This is a genomic window from Actinokineospora sp. NBRC 105648 (assembly GCF_030269645.1).
Taxonomy (GTDB): Bacteria; Actinomycetota; Actinomycetes; order Mycobacteriales; family Pseudonocardiaceae; genus Actinokineospora.
This window is the reverse complement of sequence record NZ_BSTR01000019.1, coordinates 93,133-114,831: the sequence shown is the minus strand read 5'-3', so window position 1 is coordinate 114,831 and position 21,699 is coordinate 93,133. Positions and strand designations below refer to the sequence as shown.

Sequence of the window (21,699 nt, the reverse complement as noted above, 5' to 3'; positions counted from 1 at the left end):
CTACCGCCACCCGGCCGGGTCGGTCGAGCAGTGTCCGCACCGTAGAGACCCCTCGCGGTCCGACCAGTGAGTGATATTCACACACGGGGAGTATGTGGTTGATCACCCTAGCAGCACCCTCCGGACCGCCGCGAAAATCCCGTTGTCGGCTCGCCGGGAAGCGCCTAAGTTCGTCAGTACACGAGAGAGGAGGTGGTCCAACGGTGATTTCGCACAGGACTCGTGAGGTGGCTGTCCGCTAGGACCACCCCATCCATCGAGATGGCAGCCGGCCTGGCGCACACGGCTGACACCGGCAGTTCCGGTGCCGTTGGCGCGGGCGTGTGGTCGGCGAATACCGGGCAGTCACCCAGCCCTCGGGCACCCGGGAACCAGTCCGCCCCGGGCCCGGTCCGCCACCTTGTCGGAAACCGGGAGCGCGCCCGAGGGCTGTCTCCTGTCCAGGCCCGGGCAGACGACCCGCCGGGCTGATCCACCGCTCGACGGCCGCGGGTCTCAGTCCGCCGCCTCCACCTGCTGCAGCCGCCGCCAAGTCATTCCTGCTGTGCGCTCGGCCGCCTTCGCGTCGCGACGGGCCGCTTGGAGCTGTCTGCGGGCGTCTAGCTCGGCGTGTTCGGCAGCGTCCAGTTCGGCGTTGAGCTCGCGGACCCGCTGCTCCGCCGCCGCCACCCCGTCCTCGGCCGCGCGGACCGCCCGGTCGGCGTCGGCCCGGTCGGACTCGGCGTCCTTCACCGCCGCCTTCGCCTCGGCCAGTGCCTTGCGCCTGCGGTCCGCGGCGCCACCCGGCTTGGGCTTCGTGGCCTGCCGGGCGGGTTCACGGGCGGTGGGCGGCGAGGGCGCCAGCGTCAGCCCCGGCCACGTCTGCTCGACCCGCAGGTCCTTGGCGGTGGCCAACCTGCCCGCCCGCAGCGTCTCCCCCGCCGCCTCGTCGGCGACGGCGGTGCCGAACATGTCCTCCAGCTCGCGGGTGATCGCCTCGCTCAGGCCGGTACCGGAGAGCTTCACCAGCGAGCGGACCAGCTCGGTGCGCTCCCGACCCAGCTCCCGCAGCTCCGGACCCGCCGCCCGGCCGTGCGCGTCGCGCAGCCGGGTGCCCAGGGCCAGCAGGTCCTCGACCGCGTCCGGGTGCGCCCGCACCAGCTGGTTGACCAGCCAGGCCGCGGTGGTCGGCTTGGGCAGCTTCTCGATCTCCGCCGCGGCCGCGCGGTCGCCCGCGTCGCGGACCCGGCGGGCCAGCTCCCGGCGGGCGGCGATGAAGTCCGCCCTGGGCAGTCCGTACAGGTCATCGGCGTCGGTCACACCGTCCATCATGGTCCACCGGGGCGGGTGACACGATGACGCGGTGGCCTACAAGCAGCTCCTCCGGCGTGCCCTGTTCTCCCTCGGCGGGGGTGACCCCGAGGTCGCCCACGAGCGCACCATGGCCGGGCTGACCCGGCTCGCCCGGGTTCGTCCCGCGGTGTCCGGGTTGCGCCGGGTGTTCGGCACCCGCGAGCGGCACACGGTGTTCGGGGTGTCGTTCCCCGGGGTGGTCGGGCTGGCGGCCGGGATGGACAAGGACGGCCGGGCGCTGCGCGCGTGGCCCGCGCTGGGCTTCGGCTTCGTCGAGGTGGGCACGGTCACCCGGCACCCGCAGCCGGGCAACCCGGCGCCGCGGCTGTTCCGGCTGCCCGCGAGCGAGGCGATCATCAACCGGATGGGCTTCAACAACGCCGGGGCGGAGGCGCTGGCGGCCCGGCTGCGCGGGCTGGGCCCGGTCGGCGTGCCGCTGGGCATCAGCATCGGCAAGTCGAAGGTCACCCCGGTCGAGGAGGCAGTCGCCGACTACCGGCACTCGCTGCGCGCGCTCTACGCGCACGGCGACTACTTCGCGATCAACGTCAGCTCGCCGAACACCCCGGGCCTGCGCGGCCTGCAGGACGCCGCCGCGCTCGACGCGCTGGTCAGCGAGCTGCACCGGGAGTCGGTGATCCTCGCGGGCGGCGGCCCGCCCCGGCCGCTGCTGGTCAAGATCGCCCCGGACCTGACCGACCGGGCGATCGCGGAGGTGCTCCAGGTGTGCGCCGACCACCAGGTCGCGGGCGTGATCGCCACCAACACCACGCTCGGTCGCGACGGCCTGGCCGCCGCCGACACCGCCACCGGTGCCGAGGCGGGCGGGCTCAGCGGGCGGCCGCTGGCCGACCGGGCCCGGGACGTGGTGGCGTTCGTGGCCAAGGAGACCGGTGGCAGGCTGCCGATCATCGGCGTCGGCGGGATCTTCGACGCGGACGGGGCGCTGCGGATGCTCGACGCGGGCGCGAGCCTGGTCCAGCTCTACACCGGCTTCGTCTTCGAGGGCCCGCCGCTGGTGCGCCGGATCAACCGCGCGGTCGCCGCCCGGTGACCTCGCCGCCGCCGTCGCGGCGCAGCCGCACCCAGCGCAGCAGCGGGTAGAGCACCACCACGGTCATCGAGCCCCAGGCGATACCGCCGACGGTCATCCCGCCGATGGCGATCTTGAGGTCGCCCACCCCGGCGACGATCGCCACGGCCACCACGGTGAGGTTCACCGGGTCGCCGAAGTCGACCCGGTCGGCCAGCCAGATCCGCACGCCGACCAGCGCGATCATGCCGTAGAGCAGGATCGTGGCACCGCCCAGGACGCCGTCGGGGATGGTGTTGACCAGGGCACCGAACTTCGGGCACAGCGACAGCACCACCGCGGTGATCCCGGCCACGGCGTAGGCGGCGGTGGAGTACACCCGGGTGGCGGCCATAACGCCGATGTTCTCCGCGTAGGTCGTGGTGCCCGAGCCGCCGCCCGAGCCCGCCAGCGCGGTGGCCAGGCCGTCGGCGATCAGCGAGTCGCCCACGCTGCCGTCGAGGTCGCGGCCGGTGATCGCGGCGACCGCCTTGACGTGCCCGACGTTCTCCGCGACCAGCACGATCACCACCGGGATGACCAGCAGGATCACCGTGGGCCGCACGACCGGGGCGTGGAACTCCGGCAGCCCGAACCAGGCGGCGTTGCCCAGCGCGGCGAGCCTGCTCTGGTCGAGCACGCCCGCCAGGGCCGCGACCAGCCAGCCGACGGCGATCCCGGCGAGCACCGACACCCGGGACAGCAGCCCGTGCGGGACGACCGCGCAGAAGACGATCACCGACAGGGTGAGCAGCGCGATCAGCGGCTGCGCGGCGAAGGACCGGGTGGCCGTCGGCGCCAGGTTCAGCCCGACCAGCACGATCACCGCGCCGGTGACCACCGGCGGCATGACCGACTCCAGCAGCCGCACCCCCAGCGCCTTGACCGCCACGCCCACGCCCATCAGCAGCAGCCCGGCCACCAGCACCGCGCCCAGCTGGGTGGCCATGCCGTAGTTGGCCGCGGCGGTCAGCGGGGCGATGAAGGCGAACGAGGAGCCGAGGTAGCTGGGGATCCGGTTGCGGGTGATCACCAGGAAGAGCAGTGTGCCCACCCCGGAGAACAGCAGCGTGGTGCTGACCGGGAAGTGCGTGAGGGTGGGCACGAGCACCGTGGCGCTGAACATCGCGGCCACGTGCTGGACGCCGAGCCCGATCGTCAACGGCCAGCTCAGCCGCTCGTTCGGGGCGACGACCGCGCCGTCGCGGACACGGCGGCCGTCGCCGTGCACGGACCACAACGTCAACGCCGCCTCCACCCGCCCGTGAGCCCCGGCTTGCTGCCGTGCATGGTGCCACAGCACGTAGTCGATCAGTCGATACGACACCGTGATGTTCACACGGATGCCCTAGTGGTTGCCGCCTCCGGCGCGCCGGCGGGGCGAAACCGTCACCTCGGGTGACCGAGGTCAGCTGGGCATCCAGGAAAGGGCGAGCGCGTACGGGTCGGCCGACTCGGCGCGGCCCGCGCCGATCCAGTCGACGGCGATGTCGAGCATGTGGCCCGCCCGGGCGCGGTCGACCCCGCAGCCGTCGGCGATGGCCCAGAACTCGTCCTCGTAGTCGGCCATCGCGGCGACCCGGGCGGTTACAACCTGGCGGAGGTGACTGCAGGTGGTCACGTCGTCCATCGCGTGCTCCTCTCGCGGGCTCTGTCACCGGAGACACGTCTACGTTGCGTGCTCATGACGCGCCTTCGGCCGTGAACTCGGTCACGGACGGGTGAATGACCGCCGGACAGGACGGATGCCAGATGTGTCGGCCGGGGATCCCGCAACGCTACTGCCGGTACCGGGATTTAGCCGGATGGCGGCCCACGGTCAGCGCCGGGTCACAGTGGGGTCAGCGCCAGGTCAGCGCGGGATCAGCGCCGGGTCGGCACCGGTCCGTGCTGGGTCGACGCCGGTCAATGCTGGTCAGGGCTGGGTCAGGTCGCGCAGGGCCGAGGCGAGCGCGGCCAGGCGGTCGGTCGCGTCGGTGAGGGCGTGCGTCGGTGCCGCGGTGGAACTGGCGGCCAGCGCGTGCGCGGCGGCGGCGACCAGGGCGCCGTAGCCGTCGAGGCCCTCGTCGACCTGGGCGGCCAGCCGCCGGACGCTCTCGGTGAGGTGGCCGCGCTCCAGCGGCGGGGCGTGCTCGCGGGCCCGCTCCACGACCTGCAGACGGGCCGCGACGGCGCGCAGCGCGGTGGCGGCCTCGGCACCGGTCTCCCGGGCCTCGGTGACCGCGTCCGGCGGCACCAGGGCCGCGCGGGAGAGCTGGGTGAGGGCCTCGCGCAGGGTGTCCTCGGCCTCGGTGAGCCTGCGCATCGGCTCCCGGGCGGCCGACCCGCGGCCGGGCAGCGCGACCGGGGCGGCGACCGGCTCGGGCAGCGGCTCGCGGTGCAGCCGCCACGTGCTGACGCCGGAGGAGATGGCGGCGACCCCGGAGACCACGGCCGCGCCGATCAGGACAGCGACGCCCCCGCCGGGGTTGGCCACGGCGACGTCGACCACCACCGCGCCCGCGCCGGTGGTGACGCCGGTGCCCGCCCACAGCTTGGTGCGCCGGACCGCCTTGCGCCTGCGGCGCAGCGCCTTGGCGCGCGGGTCGCGCCAGCCGGACAGGGCGTTGCGCACCTGTTCGGCGTAGGGACCGCGGAGGTGCTGGGTGACCAGCTCACCGCCGATCTTGATCAGCTCGTGCCGCCGCGGCCCCATCGCTGCCTGCTTCTACGCGCCCGCCTGGGGGTTGGCCTGCTGTTCCTTGGCCACCCGCTGCTGGATCTCGGCCTGGATGTTGCTCGGCGCGGCCGCCGGGGTGGCGCCGCTGGTGACCTGGCCCGCGACCTGGCCGCCGCCCATCGAGGCGCGGATCTGGTCGAGCCGGGACCGGCCGGCGAGCTCGGTGGTGGAGACCTGGACCTCCATCATCCGGCCCTGCACCGAGTTCTGCGCCAGCTCCGCGGACCCGAGCGCGGTGGTGTACCGCTTCTCGATCTTGTCGCGGACCTCCTCCAGCGAGGGGGTGTTGCCCGGCGCGGCCAGCTCGCTCATCTGGTTGAGCGAGCGGGAGACCTGCTCCTGCATCTTGGCCTGCTCGAGCTGGCTGAGCAGCTTGGTGCGCTCGGCCAGCTTGTTCTGCAGCACCATCGCGTTGCGCTCGACGGCCTGCTTGGCCTGGCCCGCGGCCTGCAGCGCCTGGTCGTGCAGCGTCTTGAGGTCTTCGATGCCCTGCTCGGCGGTGACCAGCTGGGTGGCGAAGCTGCTCGCGGCGTTCTCGAACTGGGTGGCCTTCTGCTCGTCACCCTTGGCCCGGGCCTCGTCGGCGAGCACCAGCGCCTGGCGGGCGGAGGCCTGCAGCTTCTCCACGTCGCCGAGCTGGCGGTTGAGCTTCATCTCGAGCTGGCGCTGGTTGCCGATCACCGCGGCGGCCTGCTGCGAGAGGGCCTGGTGCTGGCGCTGGGCCTCCTCGATGGCCTGCTGGATCTGCACCTTGGGGTCGGCGTGCTCGTCGATCTTCGACGAGAACGACGCCATCAGGTACTTCCAGAACTTCACGAACGGGTTGGCCATCTCCTCCGCCTGCCTTCTTTCCCTGTGCCGGTCACTGGACCCATCGCTGCCACGCACACCGACGAAACGGCAACGCCCCGGCACCGCTGTGGGTTCCATCGTGTCAGGTGCGTCCGCGCTGTTCCACCGGACCCGGCAGAAATCAGGGATCACTCCGATATCGGCCCTGAGGAACCGGACCGCCCTTCGGGGTCATCCCGGACCCCGGTCAGCTTGGCGCGGTGCCCGGACGCGCGACCGCCCGGGGCCATGCGGACATGACCCCGGGCGACCGGACCGTGCGAACTGGGCGCCGAGCAGGTCAGGCGGCGAACACCGCGCCCGCCCTGGTGGTCTTGAGGGTGGTGTCGATGCGGTGCGTCAGCACCGGCTGGATGCGCAGGTCGGCCAGGTTCTCCCCGACCACCGCGGGCACCAGCCTGCCGCCCTCGACCCCGGCGCGCGGGGCGGGCTCGCGCCTGCCGTCGGCGGCCTCGACCGGGTCGGGGACCACGCTCTCCACCGAGGTGAGCGCGCCGATGTCGGAGGCGACGTGGTAGAGCAGCTCGGAGAGCGGCAGCTCCAGGGCGTCGCAGATCGCGGCCAGAAGCTCGCTGGAGGCCTCCTTGCGCCCGCGTTCGACCTCGGAGAGGTAGCCCAGGCTGACCCGGGCCGAACGGGAGACCTCGCGCAGCGTGCGCTGCTGGTTGGTGCGGGCGTGTCGGAGCCGATCACCGATCGCCTCGCGCAACAGCACGGTCATCGCGCACCTCCCTTCCTCGACGGGGCCGGTCCGCGCGCCGCTCCCGCCCGAGAGCAGGAGCCTGAGCGGGGACCGCGCGTGGCCGTCACAGTGACAACGTTACCGAGAGGCACTGACACGGCGCAGCGACTTCCCGGGTAATCCGCCAAGAGCGAACGAGTGGGACTGGCGGGATGTTCCCGGTACGCACCGCACCCGACCCGCGCGCGGTACGCGCACTCGGGTACTGACGGTGACATCGGGCTCACCCGTCGAGCGTACCCAGGTCGTGGGCGAGCAGCTGAAGGGCCGCACGCACCGCGCCCGCCCGAACCGACTCGCGGCTACCGGGCTCCGTCAACGCTACCGACCGGACTCCCCGTGGACCGGCCAAGGCGACGTAGACAGTGCCGACCGGCTTACCGTCCTGTGGATCAGGACCCGCGACGCCGGTCAGTCCGATCCCGATGGACGCGCCGCAACGGTCACGGGCGCCCTCGGCCAACGCTACGGCAACTTCGGCGTCTACCGGACCTCGCTCGGCCAAGAGGGTCTCGGGTACGCCTGCCAGGCTGGTCTTGAGCTCGGTGGCGTAGACGACCACTCCCCCGCGCACGACGGCACTGGAGCCGGGGACGCTCGTGAGGGCGGCGGTGAGGAGACCAGCGGTCAGGGACTCGGCGGTAGCGACGGTCTCGCCTCGTGCGCGCAGGGCCGCGACCACGGCGGTGAGCTGCTCGGCGGGCAACCCGGTGAGCAAACCGCTCACGAGGGGCTCTGCAGTCACTGGGGGACGGCGCGCAGGCCCCGGGCACGCAGCCGGATGGCGCGGATCACGTAGTCCACGCCGGTGACCACGGTGAGCACCACGGCCGCGCCCATCATCGTCCAGGAGAACGGCGTGAGCCACGAGGGCAGCGGCAGCAGGAACAGGCCGATGGCGAAGACCTGGGTGAGGGTCTTGAGCTTGCCGCCGCGGCTGGCCGGGATCACCCCGTGCCGGATGACCCAGAACCGCAGCAGGGTCACCCCGACCTCGCGGGCGGCGATCACCAGCGTGATCCACCAGGGCAGCTCGCCGAGCACGCTCAGCCCGACCAGGGCGGCACCGGTGAGCGCCTTGTCCGCGATCGGGTCGACGATCTTGCCGAAATCGGTGATCAGGCCGTGCTTGCGGGCCAGCCACCCGTCCACGTGGTCGGTGATCGAGGCGACCGCGAACACCGCGAACGCGATCAGCCGCCACGTGGTGTCGGTGCCGTCCCCGGCGAACAGCGCGGCCAGGAAGACCGGGACCAGGACCAGGCGGGACAGGGTGAGCAGGTTCGCCACGTTCAGCAGCGGCACCTCGGTCGGCTCCGGCAGGACCGGGTGACCGGGTTCCACGGCGGCCTGGGGGTGCGCGGTGGCCTGGGCGGGCACCGCGCGCACCGGTGGCAGCTCGCCGGTGGCCGGGGCCGGGACGCAGCCCTCGTCGCCGACGGTCTCACCGGGTCCACCGGTCGCCGCCGAGCTCATTGCGACCCCGGTTCCACGCGGGGCAGCACCTCGATGGCCTCGACGACCAGGTCGACACCCTCGGTGTCGACCACCCGGGCCCGTACCAAGTCACCGACCTCGTACTTCTCGCCGTCGAGGACCACGCACTCCCCGTCGACCTCGGGCGCCTGGTGGGCGGCGCGGCCGACGCAGTCCTCGTCCTCGGACTCGGCGCGCTCGACCAGCACCACCACCTCCGAACCGATCCGGTCCTCGGCGCGCTGGGCGGTGAGCTCCTCGGCGAGCTGGGAGATCCGGGCGACCCGGGCGCCGATGGTGTCGGCGTCGAGCTTGCCGTCGAGGCCCTCGGCCTCGGTGCCGTCCTCGTCGGAGTAGCCGAACACCCCGACCGCGTCGAGCTTGGCGCCGGTCAGGAAGCGGGCGAGCTCGTCGACGTCGTCCTCGGTCTCGCCCGGGAACCCGACGATCACGTTGCTCCGGATGCCCGCGCCGGGCGAGTGCGCCCGGATCTGCTCGACCAGCCCGAGGAAGGACTCGGTGTTGCCGAACCGCCGCATCCGGCGCAGCACCGGCTCGCTGGCGTGCTGGAAGGACATGTCGAAGTAGTCGGCCACCCCCGGGGTGGTGGCGATCGCGCGCACCAGGTTGGGGCGGGTCTCGGCGGGCTGCAGGTAGGACACGCGGACCCGGTCGATCCCCGGGATGGCCGCCAGCCGGGTGATCACCGCCTCCAGCGCGCCCTGGCCCGCGTGCTCGCGGCCGAGGTCCTTGCCGTAGGAGGTGGAGTTCTCGCTGACCAGCACCACCTCGCGGGCGCCCTGCCCCGCCAGCCAGACCCCCTCGGCGACGATCTCGTCGGGGTGCCGGGAGACGAACGAGCCCCGGAAGGACGGGATGGCGCAGAACGAGCAGCGCCGGTCACACCCCGAAGCGATCTTGAGCGAGGCCACCGGTCCGTCGTCGAGCCGCTTGCGGGCCACGGTGGGCCCCCAGGCGTGGCCCGGGACGGTGACGTCGGTGTCGCGCCGCTCGACCGGGGAGATCGGCAGCAGCGTGCGCCGGTCGACCGGCACGTGCGAGGCGATGGTCGCCCCCGCGACCACCTCGCCGAGCCGCTCGGCCAGGTCGGGGTAGTGGTCGAAGCCGAGCACCGCGCTCGCCTCGGGCAGGCTCTCGGCCAGCTCCGCGCCGTACCGCTCCGCCATGCACCCCACCGCGACGACCTTGGCCCCGGTGTCGGCCGCCGCCAACAGCATGTCCACCGAGTCCTTCTTGGCCGACTCGACGAACCCGCAGGTGTTGACCACGATCACGTCGGGCGCGGCCTGGTCGAGGTCGACCAGCTCCCAACCGCCGCCGGACAACCTGCCCGCCAGCTCCTCGGAGTCGACCTCGTTGCGGGCGCAGCCGAGCGTGAGCATGGCGACACGGCGGGAGCTGGACGGGCTGGACGTCGGGGAAGGCACGGTCAAAGGGTAACCGCCAGGTGTCCGGCGGTTGGACCCGAGCGCTGGTGGGCTCACCCGAGCCGGCCGAAGATGACCCCATGGTGACCGAGGACGACGTCCGAACAGCAGCACTGGCCCTGCCGGGCACGACCGAGAAGCGCTCTTACGGCACACCGGGCTTCCGCGTCCGGGACAAGCTCTTCGCCCGGATCAAGGAGGACGGCGAGACCCTGGTCGCCTTCTGCGCCGACGAGTCGGAGAAGCTGGCACTGATCGCCGAGGACCCGGACCGCTACTTCACCACCCCGCACTACGACGGCTACGCCTCGGTGCTGGTCAGGCTGAACACCTTGGACCCCGACAGCCTCGCCGACGTCCTCCTGGACGCTTGGCGAGCCCGGGCACCGCAGAAGCTACGAGACGAGCTAGACGCGAGCTAACAGCCACTTCTCCGGCGACTGGCTACCCACCCACCAGCTTCCAGCCACCAGTGCACCGCCCCCGCATCTGACCGGTCCCCAGTCCAGTCCCCTCACCACCTACTGCAGCCCGGCCCCACCTTGGCCGCCCAGCCCCCAGCCCCCAGCCCGCAGCCCAATCCCCCAACTCCCCCACCGACGAGACCCCGCCCTGCCCAACCACCCCCACAACCCCAGCCCGGCCACCCAACCCACCCCGCTGACCACCCCGCCCCCTGCATCCCATACGCAGCCCAAACACGGGCTGAGGGGGTGTGTCAAGGCATCTTTCCCGCCTTGACACACCCCCTCAGCCCGTAGTCACACTTGGCGTAGGGGAAGCAGGGACCGCCGGGTAGCAAAAGCCCACAGGGAACCCCCGGGTAGCAACTCAGCGCAGCAAGCCCCCGCGATCAACCAACCCGCTCGAACACAGCCGCCAACCCCTGCCCCCCACCGATGCACATCGTCTCCAGCCCGAACCGCGCCCCCCGACGATCCATCTCACGCAGCAAAGTGGCCAGGATCCGCCCCCCAGTGGCCCCTAGCGGATGCCCCAACGAGATCCCGGACCCGTTCACGTTGACCCGGTCCCAGTCACCAGCCGAAAGCCCCCACTCACGGGAGACCGCGAGCACCTGAGCCGCGAAGGCCTCGTTCAGCTCGATCAGGTCCACCTCGGCCAAGGTCAGCCCGGCCCGGGACAAAGCGCGCGCGGTAGCGGGCACCGGCCCGACCCCCATCGTCGCGGGACCCACCCCCGCCACCGCCCAGCTCACCAGCCGCGCCAACGGCCGCAGCCCCAGTTCGGCCGCCTTCTCCGGTGTGGTCACCAGGCAGGCCGCGGCGCCGTCGTTCTGGCCGCTGGCGTTGCCCGCCGTGACCGTGGCCTCCGGGTCCTGCCTGCCCATGATTGGCTTGAGCTTGGCCAGCGCGTCCAGGTTGGCGTCCGGCCGCGGGTGCTCGTCCCGGTCGACCACGACCTCCGACTTGCCCGGCACGGTGATCGGGACGATCTCGTCGGCGAACCGGCCCGCCTCGATCGCCGCGACCGCGCGCTGGTGCGAGCGGACCGAGAGCTCGTCCTGCTCGGCGCGCCCGATGCCGTACTCGCGGCGCAGGTTCTCGGCGGTCTCGACCATGCCGCCCTCGACCGGGTAGTTCACCCCGCCCGCGGTGGTGCGGGCGCGGGCGAGCCGGTCGCGCAGCTCGACGCCGGTGCCCTTGACGCCCCAGCGCATGGCCGCGGAGTAGAACTCCACCTGGCTCATGTTCTCCGCGCCGCCTGCGATGACCACGTCGTTCGCACCGGTCTGCACGCGCATCGCGGCGTCGATGACGGCCTGCAGGCCGGAGCCGCAGCGGCGGTCGACCTGCACCCCGGGGACGCTGACCGGCAGGCCCGCGTCGAGCGCGGCGACCCGGCCGAGCGCGGGCGCCTCGCCGTTGGGGTGGCACTGTCCGAACACGACGTCCTCGACGACGGCCGGGTCGATGCCGGTGCGCGCGACCACCGCGCGGATGACCGCGGCGGCGAGGGTGGTCACCGGGACCGCGGTGAACACGCCGCCGAAGCGGCCCACCGGGGTGCGGACCGGCTCGCAGATGACTGCCTCGCGCATGGCGCTCCTTCGTCGCGTGGGCGCTTCGTCGTCTCGGCGCTCGAACCGATTCTGCCCCGCGGCCCGCCGTCACACCCGCACGGCCGGGGGGCGCTAAGTTCCAGGACTGTGGAACCGCTGGTACGCCGGGCCCGGACGGCCGATGTCCGGGCGATGAAGGCCGTGATCGACACCTACGTCGGCAAGGTACTGCTCGCCAAGGCGCTGGTGACCCTGTACGAGGACATCCAGGAGTTCTGGGTGGCCGAGCTCGACGGCGAGATCGTCGGCTGCGGGGCGCTGCACGTGCTGTGGGAGGACATCGCCGAGATCCGCACGATCGCGGTGGCCCCCCGCGCCCGCGGGACGGGGGTCGGGCACGCGCTGGCCGACCAGCTGGTGGCGGTGGCGCGCGAGCTGGGGCTGGCGCGGATCTTCGTGCTGACCTTCGAGACGGCGTTCTTCGCCCGGCACGGCTTCGTCGAGATCGACGGCACCCCGGTGAGCCCGGAGGTCTACGCCGAGATGCGCCGCTCGATGGACGAGGGCGTGGCCGAGTTCCTCGACCTGGAGTACGTCAAGCCCAACACCCTGGGCAACTCCCGGATGCTGCTCAAGCTCTAGCCCAACCGCGCCGCCGAACCGCACTGTCCACAGTGGAACACAGGGGTGCCGCGGCGCGGGTCCGGGGTTGACAGTGGCCGCCCTAGGGGGCGCAAACCGTTGCGTGGACGGGGTTTCACCAACCGTTCGCTCGAACGGTGGTGTCCTGGCGCCCGGCCACCGGGCGTAATGGGGACACCGGCCCCGTCCGTGGTGGGCCTTCCCAAGGGAGTTCTCCCGTGCCGACCTCAACCCTGCGCAGGTTCGCCCGCGGCGCCGTCACCTCGATCGCCGCCACCGCCGCGCTCGTGGCCGGGGCCGGTGTCGCGGCCGCGGACCTGAACCCGACCCAGCTGCGCTCCACGACCGACAGCTACCTGTTCAGCCAGAGCCTGAACACGTTCCAGTCGACCCGCGCCGCGCGGCCCTACGCCAACCAGCTCGACTGGTCCTCCGACGGCTGTTCGAACTCCCCGGACAACCCGTTCGGCTTCAACTTCGTCAAGGCGTGCTACCGGCACGACTTCGGCTACCGCAACTACAAGAAGCAGGCGCGGTTCAACGAGACCACCCGGCTGCAGATCGACAACAACTTCAAGTCCGACCTGTACACGATCTGCGCGGGCAACTGGTCCTGCAACCGCACCGCCGACGTCTACTACGCGGCCGTGCGCCAGTTCGGCAACAGCTAGCGCGCGCCCCGGGGCCGGGGCGCGCTGCCGCGCCCCGGCCCCGGACCGCCCGCGGTCAGGCCGACTTCGTCACGGTCAGCGTCGCCACGACGCCGTCCCAGTCGAGCTTGACCAACTGCACCTTGTAGCCGCCCGCGACGGCCTCGACCGGGAACTGCTTGTTCGTGTGGACCTCGACCGGGGATCCGGCCACGGTGAGCGCGACGGTCGCGTCGCCCTCCCACACGCAGGTCTGACCGGGCTTGCACCGGCTGTCCTGGGTCACCTCGCGGAAGGCCACCGCCACGTCGGAGCCCGACATCGTGGTGGTCTTGCCCCGCTCCAGGTCGAACTCCGCGCCCAGCGCCGGTCCGACCTGGACGCTCGGCTCGGGCGTCGCGGGTCCGGTGCCACCCGGCGACGCCGTCGGCTCGGCCTTGCCACACGCGGCCAGCATCGACAACGCGGCCGCCGCCAGCAGCACCCTGGTGATCACACTCGTGCTCATCGCCACTCCCTCAGCTCACCCCTAAGACGGAACCCGCGCGGCCCTCGGTTGCACGCGCCCCGGCCCGTGGTGGGAGTACCCATTCCGGGCGGGTTTCGCCCAGGGTGGCCGCTCAGTCCTCGTCGCTCAGTCCTCGTCGTCCGGTTCGGCCGCGGCGCCGCCGCGCATCGTCCACAGGACGTTCTCCAGCTCGTCGGGCTTGATCAGCACGTCGCGGGCCTTGGAGCCCTCGGTGGGGCCGACCACGCCGCGGGTCTCCAGCAGGTCCATCAGCCGCCCGGCCTTGGCGAAGCCGACCCGCAGCTTGCGCTGCAGCATCGAGGTGGAGCCGAACTGCGAGGTGACGATCAGCTCGGTCGCCTGCAGCAGCAGGTCCAGGTCGTCGCCGATGTCGGGGTCGATGTCCTTCTGCTCGCCCGGCTTGGCCGCGGTGACCCCGTCGGTGTAGTCCGGCTGCGCCTGCTCCTTGGTGAACGCCACGATCTCGGCGATCTCCTCGTCGCTGACGTAGGCGCCCTGCACGCGCACCGGCTTGGAGGCGCCCATCGGCAGGTAGAGGCCGTCGCCCATGCCGATCAGCTTCTCCGCGCCGGGCTGGTCGAGGATGACCCGGGAGTCGGTGAGCGAGGAGGTCGCGAAGGCCAGCCGGGACGGGACGTTGGTCTTGATCAGGCCGGTGACCACGTCGACCGACGGGCGCTGGGTGGCCAGCACCAGGTGGATGCCCGCCGCGCGGGCCTTCTGGGTGATCCGGACGATGGCGTCCTCGACGTCGCGCGGCGCGGTCATCATCAGGTCGGCCAGCTCGTCGACGATGGCCAGGATGTAGGGGTAGGGCCGGTACTCGCGCTCGCTGCCGGGCGGCGCGGTGATGTCGCCGGAGCGCACCTTCTTGTTGAAGTCGTCGATGTGCCGGACCCGGTTGACCTGCATGTCCTGGTAGCGCTGCTCCATCTCCTCGACCAGCCAGGTCAGCGCGGCGGCGGCCTTCTTGGGCTGGGTGATGATGGGCGTGATCAGGTGCGGGATGCCCTCGTAGGGCGTCAGCTCGACCATCTTCGGGTCGATCAGGATCATCCGGACCTCGTCGGGGGTGGCCCGGGCCAGCAGCGAGACCAGCATCGAGTTGACGAAGCTGGACTTGCCGGAGCCGGTGGAGCCCGCGCAGAGCAGGTGCGGCATCTTGGCCAGGTTCGCGGTGATCATGTGGCCCTCGATGTCCTTGCCCAGGCCGACCACCATCGGGTGGGTGTCCTTGAGCGCGGTCGTGGAGCGCAGCACGTCGCCGAGGCGGACCATCTCGCGGTCGGCGTTGGGCACCTCGATGCCGACCGCGGACTTGCCCGGGATGGGGGCCAGCAGCCGGACGTTGTCGGTGGCCACCGCGTAGGCGATGTTCTTGGTCAGCGCGGTGATCTTCTCGACCTTGACCCCGGGGCCGAGCTCGACCTCGTAGCGGGTGACCGTCGGACCGCGGGTGAAGCCGGTGACCTGGGCGTCGATGGAGAACTGGTCGAGCACCCCGGAGATGGCCTCGATCATGGTGTCGTTGGCCTTGCTGCGCGCCTTGGGCGCGTCGCCCACGACCAGCAGGTTCGGGTCGGGCAGCCGGTAGTCGCCGTCCACCACCCGGGTGACGGTGATCGTCTCCGGGTCCGGCTTGGGCTCGCTGACCTGCGGGGTCTCCTTGACCTGCACCGGCGGCCGGGCCCTGGCGGGCTTGACGGGCGGCTCGTCGAGCGGGAGCGGCGGCTGCTCGGCGGCGCCGTCCTCGGCGGAGGCCGCCTGCCTGCGGCGCGGGGCCTTGCGCGGCTTGAGCGGCGGCTCCACCAGCTCCGGCTCGAACTCGAGCTGGTCGTCCTCCCGGTCCTCGGGGTCCAGGCCCCACTCGCGCAGCCGGTTCGGCACGTCGCGGATCCGGGTACCGGTGAACACCAGCACGCCGAAACCGAGCACCAGGACCAGGACCGGCAGCGCTACCCAGGCGGTGACGCCCTTGGCGAGCAGGCCGCCGGAGACGAAGCCGAGGGCACCGCCCGCGAACATCCGGCCGTGGTTGTCCTCGGGCAGGCCCGCGAACACGTGCAGCACGCCCAGCAGGGCCAGGAACATCAGGCCGGAGCCGACGACGAGCCTGGGTCGCTTCTCCGGCTGGGGGTCCGAGCGCATCAGCACGACGCCGAGCACGAGCAGCAGCAGCGGCATCGCCACGGTCATCGCGCCGAAGACGGTGCGCACGCCGTCCTCCAGCCAGCCGCCGACCCGGCCCGCGGCGTGCCACCAGACGGCGGCGCCGAGGATCACCCCGAGCGCGACCAGGGCGAAGCCGTAGCCGTCGCGGCGGTGCGCGGGGTCGAGCTCCTTGGTGCGCCCGATGGCCCGGGCGAGCGAGCCCGCGCCCTTGGCCAGCAGGCCCCAGGCGGCCGAGATGACGCTCTTCTCCGGCGGGGGCGGCGGCTTGCGGGCGGCGGGGGCCTTGCGGGCGGCCGGGCGCTTGGCAGGCGGGCGGGTGGCGGGCTTGCGCCCCGGCTTGCCCGCGTTCTTGGGGGTCGTCGTCCGGCTCGCCATAGACCACACGGTAGTCGGCCCTGTCCCTCCCGCCCCAGCGGTCACCGCGGTCACAGACCTGGCAGGTCCGTCCGACCTGGGGCATGTCATGCTCACCACCATGTTTGCCCTGCGCGACCACGCGGACGAGCCGACACGCCGCAACGGCACCGCACCGGACACGCCGAGGGTGTGGCGGGCGATGAACGTCATCGACCGCGCGCTGGTCCGCTCGGTCGGCCGCGTCGAGGTCTCCGGCTCGTTCCCCGAGGAGCTGCGCGGCAAGCCGGTGCTGGTCGCGGCGAACCACATCGGCATGTTCGACCCGTTCGTCCTGATGGCCGCCTGCCACCAGGTGGGCTTCCTGCCGCGGTTCATGCTCACCGCGGGCCTCTTGGACGCCCCGGTGCTCGGGTACTTCCTGCGCCGCAGCGGCCACCTGCGGGTGGACCGGGGCAAGGCCAACATCGCCGAGGCGTTCGACCGCGCGACCGAGTCGCTGAAGACGGCCCGGGTGCCGCTGCTGCTCTACCCCGAGGGGCGTGTCAGCCGCGATCCCCGGCTCTGGCCCGAGCGCGGCAAGACCGGCGCCGCGCGGATGGCGCTGCACGGCGACGTCCCGGTTTTGACGATCAGCCAGTGGGGCGCGCACGAGGCGGTGTGCTGGGGCACCGAGACGGTGAACGGCCTCAGCGACGCGAAGCCGCTGGTGACCTCGTTCTTCCGCGCGGTGCGCGCGCGGCCGGTGTTCAAGGTGCACTTCGGCGGACCGGTGGACCTGAGCGGGCTCACCTCGGGGAAGCCGGGCGACGCCATGCGGGCGCACACCCGGATCATGCAGCAGATCACGACGAACCTGGTGCGCCTGCGCGCGGACGAGCCGGACGAGCCGCGCTTCCACGACCCGACCCGCCCGTGCGACTCGGTCAGCCCGTGGCGGCCCAGGTAGCCCCGAGCCGTCCCAGTTCGCCGCGTTGATCGCCACCGTGCGTGGTCGAACCAAAACCGCTGGTCAACGCGTTAGAACTCGTCAGTAAAACGTCCTAACATCCGTCCATTGCCCTGCCATGGACGAAGGACGACGCTGCTCCCGTGACTACTGAACTCGCTACGCCGGTTACCACCCGGGGACACCGCACCCGGGGCACGGTGTTCATCCTGCTGGCCTCGGTGGCGTTCGCGAGTTCGGGGCCGCTGGCCAAGCCCGCCATGCAAGCCGGGTTCGCGCCGCAGCAGGTGGCGGCGGCGCGGGCGGTGATCGCCGCGGTGGCCCTGCTCGTCGTCGTCGCGATCTTCCGACCCGGACTGCTGCGGGTGCGCCGGGAGAACTGGCGGGTGATCGTCGCCTACGGCCTGGTCGGCGTCGGGGCCGTGCAACTGCTGTTCTTCCTGGCCGTCTCCCGGCTGCCGGTCGGGGTGGCGATGCTGCTGGAGTACACCTCACCCGCCCTGGTCGCGCTCTGGGTGCGGTTCGTGCGGCACGTCCGGCTGCCCGCCCTGTCGTGGGCGGGCACCGCGCTGGCGCTGGTCGGCCTGACCCTGGTGGCGCAGGTGTGGGACGGGCTGCGGCTCGACGCCGTCGGCGTGCTGGCCGGGATGGGCGCCGCGCTCTGCTCGGCGGGCTACTACCTCATCGGCGAACGGGGTGCGGGCGAGCAACACCCGATCGGGATGGTCACCTGGGGCATGGTGGTGGGCGCGGTGGCCATCTCGGTCGTCGCGCCGCCGTGGTCGCTGCCGCTCGACCGGCTCGGCGCGGCCGCCGAGTTCGGCCCGTGGCACCTTCCCGTGTGGACGCTGCTGGTGACCGTGGCACTGGTCAGCACGGCGCTGGCCTACGCGCTGAGCACCACTTCCCTGCGCGACCTACCGTCCACAGTGGCCAGTGTGCTGGCGCTCTCCGAGCCGGTCGTGGCGACCCTGCTGGCCTGGCTGCTGCTGCGCGAGACGCTCACCGCGGCCCAGCTGGTCGGGATGGCGGTCCTGCTGTCCGGGGCGCTGCTGGTGCAGCTGGCCGCCCGGGCGCCTGTCACACCAGCCGAACCAATGCCCACCGAATGAGACCTCCATCACTCGACAATCACACGGTCGAGTGAATGTGGTCGTTGTCACGCCGTTACCGGAACCGTGAAAGGTAAAGAGTCGTTTACACAGCGGACGCGACACATCGTGGTCGATCGGTCACCATGTGCTCATCCTGTCCGTTTCCGTGCGATGTCGCATCGGTTCACCCAAACGACACCTGGAGGTTCCCCATGGGTGCTGTCCGCACCAACGGCCCCGCGCACGCGCCACCACACCTGCGCGTGCGCGCCTGGCTCCGCCGGGACGCCCGGCACGACCTCTCCGCCTCGCTCGTCGTCTTCCTCGTCGCCATCCCGCTCTCCCTCGGCATCGCCGCCGCCTCCGGCGCGCCCGTCCTGGCGGGCCTCATCGCCGCCGTGGTCGGTGGTGTCGTCGCCGGGGCCCTCGGCGGGTCCCCCCTCCAGGTCAGCGGCCCCGCCGCCGGTCTGACCGTGGTCGTGGCCGGGCTGGTCACCCAGTTCGGCTGGGCCGTCACCTGCGCGATCACCGTCCTCGCGGGAGTCCTGCAGCTGGTGCTCGGCGCCTGCCGGGTCGGCCGCGCCGCGCTCGCCATCTCCCCCACCGTCGTGCACGCCATGCTCGCGGGCATCGGCGTGACCATCGTCCTCGGCCAGCTGCACGTCCTCCTGGGCGGCGCGGCGGGGACCACCGCCTGGGAGAACGTGCGCACCCTGCCCGGCACGGTCCTGTCGCTGGACCTGCCCGCCGCCCTGCTCGGGCTGGTGGTGATCGGGCTGATGCTGTCCTGGAAGTGGGTGCCCGCCCGGCTGCGGCCGGTGCCCGCGCCGCTGGTCGCGATCGTGCTGGTCACCGTGGTCGGCAGCCTCGCCGCGCTGGACGTGGCCCGGGTGGCGCTGCCGGACGCGCCGTTCTCCGCCATCCAGCTGCCCCAGCTGCCCGACGGGCAGTGGTTCGCCTTCGGCGTCGGCGTCGTGACGATGGCGATCATCGCCAGCGTGGAGAGCCTGCTCTCGGCGGTCTCGGTGGACAAGCTGCGCGAGGGGCACCGCAGCGACCTCAACCGGGAGCTGATCGGGCAGGGCAGCGCCAACATCGCCACCGGCCTGCTCGGCGGGCTACCGGTCACCGGGGTGATCGTGCGCAGCTCCACGAACGTGCGCGCGGGTGCCCGGACGCGGGTGTCGGCTGTGCTGCACGGGGTGTGGGTGCTGCTGTTCACCGTGCTGCTGGTCAGCCTGGTCGAGCAGGTGCCGCTGGCCGCGCTGGCCGGGCTGCTGATCGTCATCGGGGTCAAGCTGGTGCGGCGCGAGGACATCGCGGCCGCGCGCACGCACGGCGAGCTGCACGTGTACGTGATCACCGTGGCGGGCGTGGTGCTGCTGAACCTGCTCGAGGGCGTGCTGATCGGCCTGGCGGTGGCGCTGCTGGGGATGATGCGCCGCGTCGTGTGGGCTCGGGTCCGGGTCGCCGAGAGCACCGACACCGACCCCGAGGGCAGGCCGCACTGCGCGGTGATCGTCGAGGGGACGCTCAGCTTCCTTTCCGTACCAAGGCTTTCCCGCGTGCTGGCGCAGGTGCCCGACGGCAGCGCGGTGCACCTGGAGCTGGTCGTCGACTACCTCGACCACGCCGCGTACGAGCACCTGGCCGCCTGGCAGCGCCAGCACGAGAACACGGGCGGGACGGTGATTGTCGACGAGATCGGTGAGCCGCGACGGGGTCTGCCCCGGTGGTTCTCACCCTGGTCCCATTGGCAGGACTCCGAGCCCGCCATCCCGCGCCAGCGCGGGCACGACAGCGCGCTGCACCCGCTGGTCACCGGTGCGCGCGAGTACCACCGCCGGGGCGCCGCCGCGCTGCGCCCGCACATGCGCGCCCTCGCGGGCGGTCAGCGCCCGCACGCGGTCTTCCTCACCTGCGCGGACTCCCGCATCGTGCCGAACGTGATCACCGCGTCCGGGCCGGGTGACCTGTTCACCATCCGCAACGTGGGCAACCTGGTGCCCGACCCGCGCGAGCCCGGCGACCAGTCGGTGCAGGCGGGTGTGCAGTACGCGCTGAGCGCGCTGGAGGTGCCGACCCTGGTGGTGTGCGGGCACTCCCGCTGCGGCGGTATGGCCGCGCTGCTCGACGGGCGCGGCGACGACCCGGTCGGCCAGTGGCTGCGCTGGGGCGAGCCGAGCATGGCGGCGCTGCGCGCGGGCCACCCGATCGCCGCGTGGGCGGCCGGGCAGGAGTGGTCCGAGGTCGACCAGCTGGCGATGGTCAACGTGGCCGTGCAGCTGGAGACCCTGCGCGGCATCCCGGAGGTCGAGTCGAGCGGGGTCCGGTTGGTGGGCCTGTTCTTCGACATCCCGTCCGGCACCCTGCTGATGCTCGAGGGCGACCGGTTCGTGGCGATGGCCGACGAGGCGCTGACCGGCTGAATTCGGTCGTCTTGCCCCCATGCGGAGTGAGCGCTGTCACACTTCATCCGGAACTGGCGATGTAAGGGGACCAGATCCAGGGAGGTGCCCGATGCAGCTTGACCGGAGAGAACAACGGAGGGCCCGCAACGCCCTCCTGCGTCAGCTGGCCGCCGCGACCTTCGCGGTGCTGCTGGCCTCCGCCCGACGCAGGCCGTGAAACGGTGTGGTGGCGGCGATCCCGCCGCCACCACACCCGGTCAGCCGCCGTTCGATGGCTGGTAGCCCGGGGCCACCCGGGCCATCGCGGTGGTCGGGGCGAGGGTGTCGAGGATGGTGCGGCCGAGGTTCGCCCGTGCCACCACGGCGGGGTGGGTGCCGCCGAAGTCGTTGGGGTCCCCGGCACCCTGGCAGAACAGCGCGTAGGTCAGCACCGGCTGGTCGGCGGCGTCGAAGACCAACCCGGCCTCGTTGCGGCCGTCGTTGAACCAGCCCGCCTTCGTGGCCACCTGGGAGCGCTCGGCCGAGGACATGTCGCGGCGGATGCCGTCGGTGAACGCGGCCTGCGAGCGGAGGATCTTGAGCAGGTAAGCGCTCGAGGTCGGCGAGAGCAAAGTGCCCGCTGCCAGGGAGTTGAGCAGCCTGTGCGTCTCGCGCGGGGTGGTCTTGCCGAGGTAGAAGCGGTTCGGGTTGGCCACCGGGACCACCTGCGTGTTCGGAAAGCCTTTCGCCACAAGGATTTCATTGAGTTCCTTGGCCGGGCAGACCAGGCCGCAGAGGCGGACGGCGGTGTCGTCGGAGACGGTCAGCAGCAGGGCCAGCACGTGGCCGAGGGTGAAGCTGCTCGGGTAGGCGCCGTCCAGCGGGATGATGCCGTCACCGGTGGGGCTGACGATGTCCTGGGTCAGTTCCACGCGATGGGTGCGGGTGAGCAGTCCTCGGTCGATCTTGTCGAGCACGGCGGTGGCCACGGCGATCTTGTTGACGCTGTAGGCCTCGACCAGGTCGTCGGCGTGCTCCTCGACGATGGTGCCCGCGGGCTGGGTGATGAGGGCTTGCCAGGTACCGCCCGCTTTGCGGGTCTGCTTGCGGTAAGCGTGGCGGATGGTGTGCTCAGGCGTCGCCGCCGCGGGGGCTGCGGCCGCCGGGGTCGCTGTCGCGGCCGCGATGGTGGCTGCTGCGCCCAGGCCGATGGCGGTGCGGCGGGTGAGTGTCATGGCTCGTCCTCCCAGTGATC

The 21,699-nt window shown here is 72.2% G+C and carries 20 protein-coding genes; 7 read left to right on the top strand and 13 right to left on the bottom strand.

Going from position 1 to position 21,699, the window contains the following annotated elements; translation table 11 throughout:
- Positions 1-495: 495 nt before the first annotated feature.
- A complete protein-coding gene (locus tag QSK30_RS18655; protein ID WP_285504386.1) occupies positions 496-1,299 on the bottom strand; it encodes a hypothetical protein in 804 nt (267 codons plus the stop codon).
- 43 nt (positions 1,300-1,342) lie between these two features.
- On the opposite strand from QSK30_RS18655, the gene QSK30_RS18650 reads away from it, so the two are divergent.
- Positions 1,343-2,386, top strand: coding sequence for a quinone-dependent dihydroorotate dehydrogenase (locus tag QSK30_RS18650; RefSeq protein ID WP_285504385.1), 1,044 nt, complete (start codon positions 1,343-1,345; stop codon positions 2,384-2,386).
- Here the strand turns inward: QSK30_RS18650 and QSK30_RS18645 are convergent.
- From QSK30_RS18645 to rimO, 8 genes are all read right to left on the bottom strand, one after another.
- Positions 2,361-3,731 carry a uracil-xanthine permease family protein gene (locus tag QSK30_RS18645; protein ID WP_352231589.1) on the bottom strand — a complete coding sequence of 457 codons (1,371 nt, stop codon included), beginning with the start codon at positions 3,729-3,731 and terminating at the stop codon, positions 2,361-2,363. The genes QSK30_RS18650 and QSK30_RS18645 overlap by 26 nt on opposite strands.
- An 81-nt stretch (positions 3,732-3,812) precedes the next feature.
- On the bottom strand, positions 3,813-4,034 hold the full coding sequence (locus tag QSK30_RS18640; protein ID WP_285504384.1) for a hypothetical protein: 222 nt from the start codon (positions 4,032-4,034) through the stop codon (positions 3,813-3,815).
- Positions 4,035-4,319: 285 nt separating this feature from the next.
- Positions 4,320-5,099 carry a phage shock envelope stress response protein PspM gene (pspM, locus tag QSK30_RS18635; RefSeq protein WP_285504383.1) on the bottom strand — a complete coding sequence of 260 codons (780 nt, stop codon included), beginning with the start codon at positions 5,097-5,099 and terminating at the stop codon, positions 4,320-4,322.
- Between the two features lie 12 nt (positions 5,100-5,111).
- Positions 5,112-5,954: a PspA/IM30 family protein gene (locus QSK30_RS18630; RefSeq protein WP_285504382.1), complete on the bottom strand. Its 843-nt coding sequence runs from the start codon at positions 5,952-5,954 to the stop codon at positions 5,112-5,114.
- A gap of 301 nt (positions 5,955-6,255) precedes the next feature.
- On the bottom strand, positions 6,256-6,696 hold the full coding sequence (locus QSK30_RS18625) for a helix-turn-helix domain-containing protein (protein ID WP_285504381.1): 441 nt from the start codon (positions 6,694-6,696) through the stop codon (positions 6,256-6,258).
- Positions 6,697-6,940: 244 nt separating this feature from the next.
- Positions 6,941-7,444, bottom strand: a complete 504-nt coding sequence (locus QSK30_RS18620) for a CinA family protein (RefSeq protein WP_285504379.1) — start codon at positions 7,442-7,444, stop codon at positions 6,941-6,943.
- Positions 7,445-7,458: 14 nt separating this feature from the next.
- Positions 7,459-8,193 carry a CDP-diacylglycerol--glycerol-3-phosphate 3-phosphatidyltransferase gene (pgsA, locus tag QSK30_RS18615; RefSeq protein ID WP_285504378.1) on the bottom strand — a complete coding sequence of 245 codons (735 nt, stop codon included), beginning with the start codon at positions 8,191-8,193 and terminating at the stop codon, positions 7,459-7,461.
- Positions 8,190-9,641: a 30S ribosomal protein S12 methylthiotransferase RimO gene (gene rimO, locus QSK30_RS18610; RefSeq protein WP_285504377.1), complete on the bottom strand. Its 1,452-nt coding sequence runs from the start codon at positions 9,639-9,641 to the stop codon at positions 8,190-8,192. Before rimO ends, pgsA begins: the two co-directional genes overlap by 4 nt.
- Positions 9,642-9,721: 80 nt before the next feature.
- Here rimO and QSK30_RS18605 point away from each other — a divergent pair, with 80 nt between their 5' ends.
- Positions 9,722-10,063: an MmcQ/YjbR family DNA-binding protein gene (locus QSK30_RS18605; protein WP_285504376.1), complete on the top strand. Its 342-nt coding sequence runs from the start codon at positions 9,722-9,724 to the stop codon at positions 10,061-10,063.
- A gap of 431 nt (positions 10,064-10,494) precedes the next feature.
- Here the strand turns inward: QSK30_RS18605 and QSK30_RS18600 are convergent, their stop codons facing one another.
- Positions 10,495-11,703 carry an acetyl-CoA C-acetyltransferase gene (locus tag QSK30_RS18600; RefSeq protein WP_285504374.1) on the bottom strand — a complete coding sequence of 403 codons (1,209 nt, stop codon included), beginning with the start codon at positions 11,701-11,703 and terminating at the stop codon, positions 10,495-10,497.
- 108 nt (positions 11,704-11,811) lie between these two features.
- Here QSK30_RS18600 and QSK30_RS18595 point away from each other — a divergent pair, with 108 nt between their 5' ends.
- Both QSK30_RS18595 and QSK30_RS18590 read left to right on the top strand, forming a co-directional pair.
- On the top strand, positions 11,812-12,306 hold the full coding sequence (locus QSK30_RS18595) for an amino-acid N-acetyltransferase (protein WP_285504372.1): 495 nt from the start codon (positions 11,812-11,814) through the stop codon (positions 12,304-12,306).
- 218 nt (positions 12,307-12,524) lie between these two features.
- A complete protein-coding gene (locus QSK30_RS18590; RefSeq protein ID WP_285504370.1) occupies positions 12,525-12,977 on the top strand; it encodes a phospholipase in 453 nt (150 codons plus the stop codon).
- A gap of 55 nt (positions 12,978-13,032) precedes the next feature.
- On the opposite strand, the gene QSK30_RS18585 is transcribed toward QSK30_RS18590, so the two are convergent.
- Positions 13,033-13,464, bottom strand: a complete 432-nt coding sequence (locus QSK30_RS18585) for a hypothetical protein (RefSeq protein WP_285504368.1) — start codon at positions 13,462-13,464, stop codon at positions 13,033-13,035.
- Between the two features lie 126 nt (positions 13,465-13,590).
- Positions 13,591-16,032 carry an FtsK/SpoIIIE family DNA translocase gene (locus tag QSK30_RS18580; protein WP_285504366.1) on the bottom strand — a complete coding sequence of 814 codons (2,442 nt, stop codon included), beginning with the start codon at positions 16,030-16,032 and terminating at the stop codon, positions 13,591-13,593.
- Positions 16,033-16,120: 88 nt separating this feature from the next.
- On the opposite strand from QSK30_RS18580, the gene QSK30_RS18575 reads away from it, so the two are divergent.
- From QSK30_RS18575 to QSK30_RS18565, 3 genes are all read left to right on the top strand, one after another.
- Positions 16,121-16,960: a lysophospholipid acyltransferase family protein gene (locus QSK30_RS18575; RefSeq protein ID WP_285504364.1), complete on the top strand. Its 840-nt coding sequence runs from the start codon at positions 16,121-16,123 to the stop codon at positions 16,958-16,960.
- Between the two features lie 143 nt (positions 16,961-17,103).
- Positions 17,104-18,072, top strand: a complete 969-nt coding sequence (locus QSK30_RS18570; protein WP_285504362.1) for an EamA family transporter — start codon at positions 17,104-17,106, stop codon at positions 18,070-18,072.
- 194 nt (positions 18,073-18,266) lie between these two features.
- Positions 18,267-20,483: a SulP family inorganic anion transporter gene (locus QSK30_RS18565; protein WP_285504360.1), complete on the top strand. Its 2,217-nt coding sequence runs from the start codon at positions 18,267-18,269 to the stop codon at positions 20,481-20,483.
- Positions 20,484-20,722: 239 nt separating this feature from the next.
- On the opposite strand, the gene QSK30_RS18560 is transcribed toward QSK30_RS18565, so the two are convergent.
- Positions 20,723-21,679, bottom strand: a complete 957-nt coding sequence (locus tag QSK30_RS18560; protein WP_285504359.1) for a serine hydrolase — start codon at positions 21,677-21,679, stop codon at positions 20,723-20,725.
- Between the last annotated feature and the right edge of the window lie 20 nt (positions 21,680-21,699).